This window comes from Brachybacterium timonense (assembly GCF_900258505.1).
Classification (GTDB): Bacteria; Actinomycetota; Actinomycetes; order Actinomycetales; family Dermabacteraceae; genus Brachybacterium; species Brachybacterium timonense.
Genome location: NZ_LT984895.1, coordinates 2460005 through 2472968, shown reverse-complemented (window position 1 = coordinate 2472968; position 12964 = coordinate 2460005). Strand labels below are relative to the sequence as shown.

Here is a 12964-nt window from a genome sequence, read left to right as displayed (position 1 = left end):
GTGCTGTGCGCTCAGCCTACGGACAGCGCGACCGCCAGGAAGTGGCAGGCGAAACCGGCCACCGTGCAGGCATGGAAGATTTCGTGGAACCCGAACCAGGCCGGTGACGGGTCAGGCTTCTTCAGGCCGTAGATCACGGCACCGACCGTGTAGGCCACACCGCCAGCCACAATGAGCGAGACCACGGCCCAGCCGCCGCCCGCGAGCAGCTCCGGCATGTAGAAGATCGCCACCCAGCCCAGCGCGATGTAGGCGGGCACGTACAGCCAGCGTGGAGCGCCCGTCCAGAACAGCCGGAAGATCACCCCCACGGCGGCCCCAGCCCAGCAGATGATCAGCAGTGTTGCGGCGTCGCGCGGCTCCAGCAGCGCCACGGCGATCGGCGTGTATGTGCCGGCGATGATCAAGAAAATGTTCGCGTGGTCGAAGCGCCGCAGGATGATCGCGTGCTGGGGTCGCCAGGTGCCGCGGTGATACGTGGCGCTGATGCCGAACAGCATTCCAGCGGTGACGATGAAGACGACGCAGGCCAGGCGGATCGCAAGACTCTGCCCGAATGCCACGAGCAGCATGCCCGCCACGAGCACGGTGGGGAAGGTCACCAGGTGGATCACTCCGCGCAGACGCGGTTTGGGCAGCTGCAGGCCGAGTGCGCGAGCTCGCGTGGCCATTGCGCGAGTGAGCGTGCGTGGCGCGAAGGGGTGGCTGTCAGCTGTGGGAATGTCCTCGTCGCGGATCCCGCCGGCCTCCTCAACAGCGTCGATCGCCTCGCGCAGAGCGGGGTCCTGCGTGGAGCTGTCGCCGGGACGCTGCGCTGTTGCGTGTGGCGCGTGCTGGTGATCGAACGTCATGTACGGAAGCGTAACCTACGGTTCCGTAGCCCGCAGTATCTGAGCTGTGTCGATCTCGTGAGGATTCACGGGCGAGCCCATGAACAGCCGCGAACGCGTCGGCGGATCCCCGATAATGGTCGAACGCCGCGGTGACAGACCGGGCGTGCGGCCGGGGAGTCGCCCCGCGGCTAGGCCAGTGATCGAGCGAGGAGCCATGGACGACGACGGCCTCCTGTACCGCGTGTACGAGCGGCGCCTGCTCAAGGAACTCGCTGCCTTCGAACTGCCCCGCCACCTGGGTGTGATCATCGATGGCAACCGTCGCTGGGCCAAGGCCACCGGGGCCAGCACCGCCGAGGGGCACCGCATGGGCGCCGCGAAGATCCCCGAGTTCCTGCAGTGGTGCGAAGAGCTCGGCATCGGGCTTGTCACCGTGTGGATGCTCTCCCGCGACAACCTGCGTCGGCCCCCCGAGGAGCTCGACGCGTTGTACGGGATCATCACCGATACGGTCGACCTGCTGGTGCGTGAGGGATACGCCGTGCGACTGGCCGGGAACGCGGACATCCTGCCCGCCCCGGTGCGTGCGGCGATCACCTGTCTGCGCAGCGACGCGGAGCCCACCCGTGGCCTCACCGTGAACGTGGCGATCGGCTACGGCGGACGCGAAGAGATCGTGGACGCTGTGCGAGAGCTTGTGCTCGATCTCGGTGACCAGGGCCTGGATGCGGCGCAGATCGCCCAGGCCATCAGCGTCGAATCCATCGCCCAGCACCTGTACACGGCCGGCCAGCCCGATCCCGACCTGATCATCCGCACCTCCGGTGAGCAGCGGCTGTCCGGCTTCCTGCTGTGGCAGTCCGTGCACAGCGAATTCTGGTTCTGCGAGACGTACTGGCCGGGTTTTCGGCGCGTGGACCTGCTGCGGGCACTGCGGGACTTCTGCAAGCGCGAGCGCCGCTTCGGCGCCTGATGCACAGGCCGACGGGCCGCTCCCTGGCGCCGTCTGCCGACGACAGGACAGAGCGCTGCTGCGCACCGGCGACATGTGCCGCAGCGTTTCGGGTACCTCACCGTCACCGCCCGGGAACGCCGCATGACGATCGGGTGAACGTCCGGGCGGTATCCCGGGCGGCTCACCCGAACGCGGGGTCCGCTGGCGATAGTGTCCAGGCAACCGCGTGATGACGGGAGGCTCCCATGGACGAGACCACCACAGCCCGCGATCTGTCGGCCCAGACCGACAGTGCGGACCCCATCCAGCAGGACGACACCCCCGTAGTGCCCTCATTGCGCCCCCAGGCGGCTCAGGAGATGCTCGCGGACCTCGAGGTGGGCACCATCACCTATGTGCTGGACACCTCCGTGCTCCTGGCAGACCCGCTGTCGCTCACTCGTTTCGCCGAGCACGACATCGTGCTGCCGATCGTGGTGGTCACCGAACTCGAAGCGAAACGTCACCACCCCGACCTGGGCTACTTCGCGCGCCAGGCGCTGCGGATCCTCGACGATCTGCGCGACCGCTACGGAAACCTGGCCCAGCCGCTGCCGATCGGCAAGGACGGCGGGCATGTGCATGTCGAACTGAACCACATGAACACCGCGTCCCTGCCGGACGGGTTCCGGCTGGGCGATAACGACACCCGCATCCTCGCCGTGGCGAAGAACCTGCAGCTGGAGGGCAAGCACGTGGTGCTGGTCTCCAAGGACCTGCCGATGCGGATCAAGGCCTCCGCCTCCGGCATCCACGCTGAGGAGTACCGTGCCGAGCTCGCCCGCGACCGCGGCTACACCGGCATGGTCACCACCAGCGTGGACGAGGAGACCATGAGCGCCCTGTACGACGGGCAGCTCGTCGACATCCCCGATGTGTCCCACCATCCCGTGCACACAGGGCTGACCATCACCAGCCCGCGGGGTTCCGCGCTCGGGCGTGTGACGCGTGACAAGTCCGTGCGGCTCGTGCCGGGTGATCAGACCGTGTTCGGCGTGGCCGGTCGCAGCGCCGAGCAGCGCATCGCTATCGACCTGCTCTTGGATGAGTCCATCGGGATCGTGTCCCTGGGGGGACGCGCCGGCACCGGCAAGAGCGCACTTGCCCTGTGCACGGGGCTCGAGGCGGTGCTCGAGCGTCGCACGCAACGCAAGATCATGGTGTTCCGCCCCCTGTACGCGGTGGGCGGCCAAGAGCTCGGCTACCTGCCGGGCGACCAGCAGGAGAAGATGGGTCCCTGGGGCCAGGCGGTGTTCGACACGCTCGGCTCGATGGTCTCTCAGAACGTCATCGACGAAGTGCTCTCACGCGGCATGCTCGAGGTGCTGCCGCTGACACACATCCGCGGCCGCTCCCTGCACGACGCCTTCGTGATCGTCGATGAGGCGCAATCCCTGGAGCGCAACGTGCTACTGACGATGCTCTCTCGCATCGGCCAGAACTCCCGCGTGGTGCTCACCCATGACATCGCGCAGCGCGACAACCTCCGGATCGGCCGCTACGACGGCATCGCCTCGGTGGTGGAGGCGCTCAAGAGCCACGACCTGTTCGCCCACATCACGCTGCAGCGCTCGGAGCGCTCGAAGGTGGCTGAGCTGGTCACGCACGTGCTCGACGAGCCCGTGCTGTAACGACGGGCGCGTTCGATCCTCAGATCAGGCGATGGTCCTGCACTGCGGCGGCACGGCTCGGCGGGATCGTGATCCAGGGGCCGTCGTCCTCCTGCCACTGTTCAAGCGCGGTACGGGCGGCGCCCGGGTCATGCTCATCCAGGATGTCCTGCAGGTGCTGCGCCTCCGTGCCCGCGGAGTCCAGGCCGTCCTCGCCGCCGGAGAGCACCGTCAGCAGCCGAGTCGCATCCCCAAGCCCCGTCTCGATGATCCGATAGGCGAGCACGCTGCCGCCGCTCAGGCGAGAGATGCTCGCCGGATCGGGAGCGGATGGGGAAGCGGCGGTGTTGGACGCGGCGGGGGCCGTGTCGGTGTCGGACGCGGTGGGAGCAGCGTCGGTGCCGGACGCGGCGGTATCGGGGTCGTTCGCCGCCCCACCGGGGGAATGCTCGACGGGTGTGTCTCGTGCGTCCTGATCTGACGTCGGGGTGAGCTCCGCGAACCAGGCGCCCACCGCCGCATCAACGGCGGCAGCAGCCGACGGGGAGGAGGGGCAGACCAGGATGCTCAGGCGCACCACGTGCTCCTGCGTCCAGCGGGGATGCGTGTTCTCGCTCATGCCGCGAGTGTACGCGCGCTGTACGCCAGCCGGCCCGGCCTGCGCGCGTCGGGGCAGGCCGGACGGAGCGTGGTCAGGCCTTCGGCGCGGTCATCGACAGCACGTCGAGGGCGTCGTCGAGCTGCTGCTCCGTGAGCTCACCACGCTCGACGTACCCCAGCGCGATCACGGCCTCACGCACAGAGATCCGCTCGGCCACAGCCTTCTTAGCGATCTTCGCAGCGTTCTCGTAGCCGATCAGCTTGTTCAGCGGGGTGACGATCGACGGGGACGCCTCCGCGTAGAACCGCGCCTTCTCCTCATTCGCGGTGAGCCCGTCCACGGTCTTGTCGGCGAGCACCGTGGATGCGTTCGCCAGCAGCCGCACGGACTCCAGCAGGCTGGTGCCCATCAGCGGGATCTGCACGTTGAGTTCGAAAGCGCCCTGCGCCCCGCCCCAGGCGATGGCTGCGTCATTGCCGACGACCTTCGCGCACACCATCAGCACAGCCTCCGGCACCACGGGGTTCACCTTGCCCGGCATGATCGAGGAGCCCGGCTGCAGGTCAGGGATCGCGATCTCGCCCAGCCCCGTGTTCGGACCGGATCCCATCCAGCGCAGGTCGTTGCAGATCTTCGTGACTGAGACGGCAATGGTGCGCAGCGCCCCGGACATCTCCACCAGACCATCGCGCGCAGACTGCGCCTCAAAATGGTTGCGGGCCTCGGTGAGCGGCAGCTGCGTCTGCTCGGCGAGGTTCGCGATCACCTTCTGCGGGAAGCCGATCGGGGTGTTGATGCCGGTGCCCACGGCGGTGCCGCCCTGGGGGACTTCAGCGGTGCGCGGCAGCGCCGCCTCGACGCGCTCGATGCCGTAGCGGACCGCCGCGGCGTAGCCGCCGAACTCCTGGCCGAGCGTCACGGGCGTGGCATCCATGAGGTGGGTGCGGCCGGACTTGACCACGTCCTTCCACAGCTCCGCCTTCGCCTCGAGAGCCGTCGCCAGGTGGTCGAGCGCAGGCAGCAGATGGTTGACCACCGAGCTGGTCACGGCCACATGCACCGAGGTGGGGAACACGTCGTTGGAGGACTGCGAGCAGTTCACGTGGTCATTGGGGTGCACCTCGACACCGCTGCGTGAGGCGAGGGTGGCGAGCACCTCGTTCATGTTCATGTTCGAGGACGTGCCGGAGCCGGTCTGGTACGTGTCCACGGGGAACTGGTCATCGTGCTGCCCCGCGATGACCTCGTCGGCCGCAGCGATGATCGCATCGGCGATCTGCTGATCCAGCACACCCAGCTCAGCGTTGGCGCGGGCCGCTGCCTTCTTGACCTGTGCGAGAGCGTGGATGTGGGCGGGTTCGAGGCCCTGGCCGGAGATCGGGAAGTTCTCCACGGCGCGCTGGGTCTGGGCCCGGTACAGGGCTGAGGCGGGAACCCGCACCTCACCCATGGTGTCGTGCTCGATGCGGTACTCGCCCTGCGATGCGACGGACTCGGTCATGCTCGGTGCCTTCCTCGGTGTGGTGTGGTGCGGTGCGGGAGGCTGCGCCCGGGATCGTCCATCGTTGGGGCCGGTGGGGTCGCAGCCGGGGTCGGGTCAGGACAGTTCGGTGCTCCACGGCGGGTTCGCCCCCGGCCGGGACACGGTGATGGCGGCGAGTGCCGCGGCACGTCGCAGCACGGTGGCTACGTCGTCGGCGGGCATAGCGCGCAGCTCCTCGCGGTTCTGGGCGCCGAGCAGGTGGCGGGCAGCCAGTGCGTCGAGGATGCCGGCGGAGAACGTGTCTCCTGCGCCGACGGTGTCGGCGACGTCCACACGAACGGGCGCCACCTGAATGCGGCCACCCTCGGTGAAGCCGACGGCACCATCGCCGCCGCGGGTGAGCACGGTCAGGCTCGGGCCCAGCTCACGCCACGAGGCGACGACGTCCTCAACATCGTCGGTGCCGTACAGCCAGGCAACATCCTCGTCGGACGTCTTGACCACGTCAGCGCAGCGGATGATCTGCTCGACACGTTCGCGGGTCGGCTCCGGATTATGCATGAGGGAGGGGCGGGCGTTGGGGTCGTAGCTGATGGTCGCGGAGGCGCGCAGATCCTCGAGCACACTCGCGACGGTGGCGGCACCCGGGTCGAGCACGGCGGCGATCGATGAGGTGTGCACAGCATCGATGTTCTGCGGCAGGCTGCGCGGGTCAGGATCCCAGGCCAGGTCGAACATGTAGGTGGCGGAGCCGTCCGCGGCGAGGGTCGCCTCTGCGGTGGAGGTGCGTCCCGGCTTCGTTGAACCATCGGTGAGTACCACATGGGACTCTTCGACGTGGGCGCGGATACGGGCACCGCGCTCGTCGTCACCGATGCGGGTGAGCAGATGGGAGTGATGGCCCAGGCGTCCGAGCGCCACGGCCACGTTCAGGGGAGAGCCGCCGGGATACTCGCGGCGCGTGCCATCCGGCTGGACGACGATGTCCGTGAGGGCTTCTCCGACGGTGAGGAATGTCGCGGTCACCGGTCGATCATCGCAGGTTTCACCGAGCGGAGCGAACGGACCGGGACAATAGGGGTCATGACCCAGCCTCCCGCCGCACCGCGGCCGCCGAAGAAGCGGCTGATGAACTCGTCTCTGCGTAACATCGTGTGGGCGCTGGTGCTCACCATGGCGGTGGTGGTCGTCGTGGCGGTGGGTTTCTTCGGTGTGGGGAGTCAGCAGGACTTCGAGCGCACCCCGGTGCCGAATGCTCAGGTGGATGTGGCGGGCAGTGCCGAGCGAGCACAAGAGCTGGTGGACTTCCCTGTGGCCGTGCCGCAGCCGGGCGGGGATTGGTCGGCGCGCTCGGCACGGTTCGATGCGGGGCCTCCGGCTCGCTGGGAGGTTCGCTACAGCTCGCCTGCGGGGAATCTCGTGGCGATCGAACAGGGTGACCAGTTGGATGGGGTGTTGCTCAGCGGCGCCGTGCCGGGCGCGCGCGAGGTGGGTGAGCGCACTGTGCACGGTGTGCGCTGCACGCTGCTGGAAGGCAGTGGTGACGGCGAGGGGCAGCGGGGACTCGCCTGCGACGGTGGCGATCACGGGATCGTTGTGCATGGCCTGGCGGAGGATGACGAGCTGGAGGAGCTGGCGGCTGCGGCATTGGAGTCGGCCGAACGCTGAGCTGGCTACGTCGTGTGCATGGTCATCCTGGTGCGTGGATGGACAGGCGCCGGCGGGGCCACAGAAGGAACATGGCGCGGCAGGGCGCGCATCTGTCGCAGTGGAGCTCACAGCCGCTGCACGTCCACACGTGGGTACGGTGGAGGCATGACGACTTCTCAGCCTTCTTCTTCTGCCTCGACTGCGCTGGCAGGCCGACGCCCCTCGGGCATGGCTCTCGCTTTCGTGCCGCTGGCCTGGGTGTGCGTTGCTGTTCTCGTGCTGCAGCTGGTGCTCGGGGTGCTGATGATGTCCGGCGTCGGCGTGGGTACGGTCCACAAGGTGCTGGGCATGATGCTGGCGCTCGTGGTGCTCGTCGCTGCGATCGCGGCGTTCGTGGCCGGTAAGCAGGCCGGGAAGATGGGCGTGCTGGGGCATGTTGGCGGCATGCTCGTGCTGATGATCGTGCAGATCGCCCTGGGTGAGCTGGGGGCGACCTGGCCGCACATCATCCTGGGCGTGCTCATCGTCATCGGCACGTTTGCCATGGTGCCCACGGCGCAGAAGACCATCGCGGCGATCGGCGCCTGAGCGCGGGTCACCGTTCGGCGCTGTCCTCGCCGTTCGCGGCCACAGCGGCATCCAGTCGTGTGCGGGCGCCGTCAAGCCACTGCTGGCAGCGCCGCGCGAGTGCTTCGCCGCGCTCCCAGAGGGTGATCGACTCTTCGAGGCCCCCGGTGCCGGACTCGAGCTGGCGTACCACCTCGATCAGCTGATCACGGGCCTGCTCATAGGAGAGCGCCGTGATGTCCTCCGGCATCGCGTCATCGCTCGCGGCAGGATCGGTCGCGTCAGCGTCGCGCGTCGTGTTCTCACTCATGGCTGGTCTCCTTCATCAGGGGAGGTCGGGTTTGTTGAGCCCGGCGTGTAGGTGTCCTGCTCGGTGCGTGTAGCACCGAATCGGCCGCCCGCCGTGCGGATCGACAGCGCCGCACCGACGGGTGCATCGGCGGGGGAGCGGACCAGCGCGCCGTCGTCCGCCAGCTGCACTGCGGCGTAGCCACGCTCAAGGGTTGCAAGCGGACTGAGCGCCCGCACCTGACGCTGCAGATGACTCACCTGGTCCTGGGCGCGATCCAGGCGCACGCCCACGAGGGTGCGGGCAAGCGCCAGCTGCCCGCGGATCAGCTCCTGCGGCGCCGTGAGGATCGTCTGTGGCTGCGCGAGCACGGGGCGGGAACGCATGGCGTCGAGCCCAGTCTGTTCACGGTCGATCCGGGCACGGATGGCGCTGCGGGCGCGGGTGCGCAGCAGCGTGAGCTGCTCGGCTTCCGCCTGGATATCGGGCACGACGCGTTTGGCAGCATCCGTCGGCGTGGAGGCGCGCACGTCCGCCACCAGGTCGATGAGCGGAGTGTCCACTTCGTGACCGATTGCGGAAACGATCGGGGTGCGTGCAGCCGCCACCAGGCGTACCAGCTGCTCGTCGGAGAACGCCAGCAGATCCTCGAGCGAGCCGCCGCCGCGGGCAATGATGATCACGGCAACGTCGTCGTCGGCATCCAGCTCGCGCAGCGCCGCGGAGACTTCCCGCACGGCGCGGTCTCCCTGCACAGCCACTTCCCGGATAGCGAATTGCACGGCAGGCCAACGGCGACGCGCGTTGACCACGACGTCCCGCTCCGCCGCGGACTCTCGGCCGCAGATCAGCCCGACCGTGGCCGGAAGGAACGGCAACGGCTGCTTGCGGGAGGCATCGAACAGGCCCTCCGCGGCAAGCTCCCGTTTGAGGGTCTCCAGCCGCGCAAGCAGTTCACCGAGCCCCACCGGTCGCATGTCCGAGGCCTCCAGCTGCAGGCTGCCGCGTTTGGGCCAGAACGTTGGTTTCGCGTGCACGACCACACGCGAACCGGGCACCGGGTCGAACGTGAGGCGCCGCAGCACATGCTCCCGGATCGGCACCGAGAACGACATGTCCACCTCGAGGTCTCGCAGCATCATGAACGCCAGCCCGGACCGGGGGCGGCGTTTGAGTTCCACGATTTCGCCCTCCACCCACAGAGGGGACATGCGGGCTACATACTCCTGGACCTTGACCGATAGTTGCCGCAGCGGCCACGGGTTCTCTGCGGTGGTCTGTGCGGCGGTGGCCGCCAGCGCACGCGGCTGCTCACCCGCAGGCACCGGAGCGACACCGCCGCTCTGCTCGGTGGGCCCGGGGCCGCTGCTGCTGTCGAATCCCGTCATGCTCTGTACTCTCCCACGGCACTGTGACAGACGAGTCCGGATCGAGCTGTCGTGCATAGCGAGGACTGGGGAGGGACAGCGCCCGTCCACCCGATGGAGGACCACAACCGCAGGCAGCGTGGGCCGTGCGCAACAGTGCCGGGCAGCGTGCGATACGAGCACGTCGGCTCTGAGAGTGAGCCAGGTGGCAGGGACGTGAGTATCCAGCCGCCCGTCTCTACGATGGGGCCTGTGAGCACCGGAACAGTTCTATTGGCCGAGCCTCGCGGGTACTGCGCAGGCGTCGACCGCGCTGTCGTCGCCGTCGAGCGGGCCCTCGAGCACTACGACGAGACCGTGTACGTGCGCCACGAGATCGTCCACAACAAATACGTGGTGGACCGTCTGCGGGAGAAGGGCGCCGTGTTCGTCGACGAGGTCGATGAAGTCCCTGAAGGATCGCTCGTGATCTTCTCCGCGCACGGCATCTCCCCAGCAGTGCGCGAGATGGCGAAACAACGCAACCTGCGCACCATCGACGCCACCTGCCCGCTGGTCACCAAGGTCCACAAGGAAGCCGTGCGCTTCGCTCGCGAGGACTACGACATCCTGCTGGTGGGCCACGAAGGCCACGAAGAGGTCGAGGGCACCGCTGGTGAAGCCCCCGAGCATGTGCAGATCGTCAACGGCCCGGAAGACGTCGACTCCGTGCAGGTCCGTGACCCGGAGAAGGTCGTGTGGCTCTCCCAGACCACCCTCAGCGTTGACGAGACCATGGAGACCGTGGATCTGCTGCGCAAGCGTTTCCCGAAGCTGCAGTCTCCGCCCAGTGACGACATCTGCTACGCCACCCAGAACCGGCAGGTGGCGGTCAAGAAGATTGCCCCTGAGTCGGATCTGGTGCTCGTCGTCGGCTCCCCGAATTCCTCGAACTCGGTGCGGCTCATGGAGGTGGCGCTCGAGGCCGGTGCCCCGCAGGCGCACCGTATTGACTCCGTGCAGGAGCTGCGCGACGAATGGTTCGACGGTGTCAGCACCGTGGGCGTCACCTCCGGGGCGTCAGTGCCGGAAGTTCTCGTGCAGCAGCTGCTGCAGGAGCTTGAACGCCGCGGCTATGGCGATGTGAAGCCTGTACGCACGGCCACCGAGGATCTGATGTTCTCCCTGCCCCGTGAGCTGCGCGTCGAGATGCGTGCCGCTGGTGAGGTGGATACGCGCCAGCGCGCTTCCGCGCGACGCGCCCAGGAGTCCTGACCCCGCTCGCCGCGTCACGCAGTACGACGCGGCACCGCCTTGTACCCCCGAAATCCCCGACACCGCCTCGTCACCCCGCACGATGCGGCGCCGCCTCGTGCCGTCGCGAAAGGGAGTGGGGCGGCAGCGCCCGTCAGCGTTCTGGCGTCGACGGTGCCCTGGCGTCGACTGTTCCGCGATTGTGGCCGTGACCGGGTGGAGCGGGTGCATCGTTGCCCGGAATTCACTTCCTGAGCCTGACAGCACGTGCTGTGACCGGCGATGATGGCACGGTGCCAGACCTGCTTCGTTCCCGTCCCACCGCGCTCACGATGCTTGTGCTGCTTGTGGCCGCCTGGTGTCTGATGGGTCTGCCGGCCCCGCAGGCCCTCGCCGAGCCCACCAACACCGGCCGGACCGCCCCGTCGATGCTCGTGCTCGACGGTTCCGGTTCGATGCGCGCCGAGGACGTCGATGGTCGCTCCCGCATGGATGTAGCGAAGGAAGCGGTGTCCATCCTGGTGCCGCTGCTGCCCGACGATGCGAGCGTCGGTCTGATGACGTACGGCAACTCGGCCCCCGAGATTGCTGCGGACAGGTCTCGCGGCTGCCAGGACGTGAAAACCCTGGTACCGGCGAAAGGCCTGGACCGCGACCGGCTGCTGACCGAAACCCAGAAGGTTCAGCCTGCCGGGTTCACACCGATCGGATTGGCGCTGCGCACAGCGGAAGAGGAGCTGCCAGACTCCGAGCTGCGCTCGATCGTGCTGGTCTCCGACGGCATCGACGAGTGCGGGGACCCGCCGCCGTGCGAGGTCGCGGCGGACCTCGCCCAGGCTCATCCGGAGCTGGCCGTGCACACGATCGGTTTCAAGGCCGATGATGCCGCCCGCAACGAACTCTCCTGCATCGCGGAGACCACCGGCGGAACCTATGCGGACGCCACCGACGCGGTGGCGCTGCGCGATGAGCTGCTGGTGAAAATGACCCGCGCTCTGCAGGGATATGACGCCGCCGGTCTGCCCGTGCACGGCGGGGAGAGCGTCGAGGATGCTGTGGCGATCGAGCCCGGCAGCTATCTGGACATGCTCGAGACCGGCAGCGACGCGGTGGGGGATGGGCAGGGGTCCTCCCGCTACTACTCGCTGCAGCTGGCCCCCGGCGAGGTCGCGCACATTGCCGCGACGATGGTGCTGCCGCCTGGCGCGGCTGCCACGAACCGCGTGGCGCAGCTGGCGGTGCGCACTCTCGCCCCGGACGGCTCCGATTGCCGTGTGGGTGACTCGACCTCCCGTGTGGAGGCGAACCTGGGTGACGGGCCGGTGACCGCGGCTGTGGCCACGCCCAGGATGGCGGAAACAGACAACCTCGCCTGCTTCGGGAAGAACGCCGACGGGCGAGTGATCCTGCAGGTTGAACGCACTGGTAACCCGTCGAAGGGGATGGCGGTGCCGGTGGAGGTGCAGGTATTCATCGAACAGGAGGTGCATCTGGATCGTCCTCCGGCTTCCGAGAAGCAGCCGCGGGTGCTGGAGGCGCTGCCGCAGCCCGGCAGTGGCGAACGGATCCAGCCGGCGTTCTCTTTTGCTTCCGCCGTTGACGCCGGTGGGGAGGCGCTGCAGGGCACGATCATCCCTGGTGAAGTGCAGTTCTTCCGTGTGCCGGTGCAGTACGGGCAGCAGCTGCGTACCGCCGTGCAGCTGGGCGAGTTCGAGCCGCCGCCGGGGGTGGAGCTGACGCTGGAGGCGAAGCTGATCTCCCCGCTGCGCGAGAGCGTGTACAGCGTCGTGCCGCCGAACGCGGACGCGTCATCCGGGGGCTTCTCTGCGAAGGCCACACCTGGGATGCAGGTGCAGCTGAACCAGGCGACGCGGGTGCAGTTCCAGAATCGCGCCACGGGCGGCACTGCTGCGAAGACGTCGTTCCTGGCGGGTGATTACTACCTGCAGCTTGCTCTTGTGCCGTCGACCTATGACGCGACGCGCCTGTTCGAGGTGCCCTACACCCTGGACACCGACGTGGTGGGGGAGGTGACGCAGGGCCCGGAGTTCTCCGGTCAGGGCGCGTTGAAGGACCGCACGGCGACCGATCCTGGTGCAACACCCGCTTCGGATGGTGGTGGTGAACCATCTGATGGCGGGGCGACGGCGGCTCCGCTGGAGACCGACGGGTCGGGGCCGCGTGTTCCGCCGATCGTGTGGGTGGTGGCCGGAGGTCTGCTGGCCGGTGCCGTGATCGCGGGCGCCGCGATTGGAGGGATGGTGCTGCTGCGGCGCCTGACGGCGGGTCGTTGAGGTTGCGGAGGAGAGTTCGCTGACGTGGGACAGGTACAGCTCC

12 protein-coding genes are annotated in these 12964 nt (G+C 68.2%); 6 read left to right on the top strand and 6 right to left on the bottom strand.

Translation table 11 applies throughout. The features are described 5' to 3' along the window. Nucleotides 1–11 precede the first annotated feature (11 nt). The gene (gene trhA / locus C8271_RS10985; protein ID WP_106507320.1) at nucleotides 12–851 is read right to left on the bottom strand and encodes a PAQR family membrane homeostasis protein TrhA; all 840 of its coding nucleotides are present in this window, start codon (nucleotides 849–851) and stop codon (nucleotides 12–14) included. 196 nt (nucleotides 852–1047) lie between these two features. Here trhA and uppS point away from each other — a divergent pair, with 196 nt between their 5' ends. After that, nucleotides 1048–1806, top strand: a complete 759-nt coding sequence (gene uppS, locus C8271_RS10980) for a polyprenyl diphosphate synthase (RefSeq protein WP_106507319.1) — start codon at nucleotides 1048–1050, stop codon at nucleotides 1804–1806. Between the two features lie 341 nt (nucleotides 1807–2147). Next, nucleotides 2148–3458: an RNA 5'-3' helicase PhoH2 gene (gene phoH2 / locus C8271_RS10975; RefSeq protein WP_106508034.1), complete on the top strand. Its 1311-nt coding sequence runs from the start codon at nucleotides 2148–2150 to the stop codon at nucleotides 3456–3458. A gap of 19 nt (nucleotides 3459–3477) precedes the next feature. Here phoH2 and C8271_RS13885 read toward each other — a convergent pair whose 3' ends face one another. The 3 genes from C8271_RS13885 to C8271_RS13985 all read right to left on the bottom strand — a co-directional run bounded on the left by C8271_RS13885 (nucleotide 3478) and on the right by C8271_RS13985 (nucleotide 6547). After that, a complete protein-coding gene (locus C8271_RS13885) occupies nucleotides 3478–4056 on the bottom strand; it encodes a hypothetical protein (protein WP_170957869.1) in 579 nt (192 codons plus the stop codon). 73 nt (nucleotides 4057–4129) lie between these two features. Next, nucleotides 4130–5539, bottom strand: a complete 1410-nt coding sequence (locus C8271_RS10965; protein WP_106507317.1) for a class II fumarate hydratase — start codon at nucleotides 5537–5539, stop codon at nucleotides 4130–4132. A gap of 96 nt (nucleotides 5540–5635) precedes the next feature. Next, nucleotides 5636–6547 carry a carbohydrate kinase family protein gene (locus C8271_RS13985; RefSeq protein ID WP_106507316.1) on the bottom strand — a complete coding sequence of 304 codons (912 nt, stop codon included), beginning with the start codon at nucleotides 6545–6547 and terminating at the stop codon, nucleotides 5636–5638. A 57-nt stretch (nucleotides 6548–6604) separates the two neighbouring features. Between C8271_RS13985 and C8271_RS13980 the strand changes: the two genes are divergently transcribed. Beyond that, nucleotides 6605–7189, top strand: coding sequence for a DUF4245 family protein (locus C8271_RS13980; RefSeq protein ID WP_245921110.1), 585 nt, complete (start codon nucleotides 6605–6607; stop codon nucleotides 7187–7189). Nucleotides 7190–7336: 147 nt separating this feature from the next. Further along, entirely contained in the window at nucleotides 7337–7759 is a 423-nt protein-coding gene (locus tag C8271_RS10950; RefSeq protein ID WP_138774562.1) for a hypothetical protein, read from the top strand. Between the two features lie 7 nt (nucleotides 7760–7766). Here the strand turns inward: C8271_RS10950 and C8271_RS10945 are convergent, their stop codons facing one another. Both C8271_RS10945 and xseA read right to left on the bottom strand, forming a co-directional pair. Then, a complete protein-coding gene (locus tag C8271_RS10945; protein WP_106507314.1) occupies nucleotides 7767–8048 on the bottom strand; it encodes an exodeoxyribonuclease VII small subunit in 282 nt (93 codons plus the stop codon). Beyond that, nucleotides 8045–9415 (bottom strand): exodeoxyribonuclease VII large subunit, encoded by a 1371-nt coding sequence (gene xseA / locus C8271_RS10940; RefSeq protein ID WP_106507313.1) that lies wholly within the window; start codon nucleotides 9413–9415, stop codon nucleotides 8045–8047. Before xseA ends, C8271_RS10945 begins: the two co-directional genes overlap by 4 nt. A 222-nt stretch (nucleotides 9416–9637) precedes the next feature. On the opposite strand from xseA, the gene C8271_RS10935 reads away from it, so the two are divergent. Then, complete coding sequence (locus C8271_RS10935; RefSeq protein WP_106507312.1) at nucleotides 9638–10648, top strand: 4-hydroxy-3-methylbut-2-enyl diphosphate reductase; 1011 nt, start codon at nucleotides 9638–9640, stop codon at nucleotides 10646–10648. 272 nt (nucleotides 10649–10920) lie between these two features. Next, nucleotides 10921–12921: a VWA domain-containing protein gene (locus tag C8271_RS10930; protein ID WP_245921109.1), complete on the top strand. Its 2001-nt coding sequence runs from the start codon at nucleotides 10921–10923 to the stop codon at nucleotides 12919–12921. The last annotated feature ends 43 nt before the right edge of the window (nucleotides 12922–12964 follow it).